1 protein-coding gene is annotated in these 695 nt (G+C 44.9%); it reads left to right on the top strand.

Annotated elements, in window-relative coordinates; genetic code table 11:
- Window positions 1–31: 31 nt before the first annotated feature.
- Entirely contained in the window at window positions 32–556 is a 525-nt protein-coding gene (locus R7Q48_RS27555) for a copper resistance protein NlpE (protein ID WP_020834930.1), read from the top strand.
- Window positions 557–695: the final 139 nt, after the last annotated feature.

The raw sequence follows: 695 nt of genomic DNA on the forward strand, positions 1-695 counted from the left end.
CATACAAAATCTTGATTTAAAGAGGGATAAAATGAAAAAGACAATGTTGGCATTAACTGGTGCGGTAATTATTCTTGCAGGCTGTCAAGACGAGAAGCCAGTAGAAACAAGTGCAGTTGAAGCTCCTCAAGCAGTAGAAATGGAAGTCACTGACACTGAACTGCCTGTCGATGCAGTACCAGTGGAAGAAGAACAAGTGATCACCACAGAAACGTTTGTAGACTCAGAGCACAACGCGAAAAACGCGCTAGATTGGAATGGCGTTTACAAAGGCACACTACCATGTGCTGATTGCGCAGGCATCGACGTGACTCTGACGCTAAATCAAGATGGCAGCTACGTGCTTGAGCAAAACTACCAAGACAAAGAAGATGGCAAGTTCAAATCAGAAGGCCACTTCACTTGGGATGAAAACGGCAGCATCGTAACGCTGACCGACGAAGACGCACCAAACCAATACTTCGTAGGCGAGAACATGCTTATGATGCTAGACATGAACGGTGAGAAAGCAACTGGCGAATTAGCTTCGTTTTACAACCTAACAAAGCAACAATAATCGTCACTCTGACCTGATAGATGTTGAAAACCGAGCCTCCCCAAGCTCGGTTTTTTTGTCCTCCTCAACCTTCCCTTCCCCCAACCATACTGTTTTGTCATTAAGCAAAAAGCGAAATCACCGAAAGCCATACATTTCC

It is taken from the genome of Vibrio sp. 378 (genome assembly GCF_033339435.1).

Excerpts from the sequence above, each read along its gene's own strand:
- R7Q48_RS27555 (WP_020834930.1), top strand. The coding sequence starts at position 32 with ATGAAAAAGACAATGTTGGCATTAACTGGTGCGGTAATTATTCTTGCA.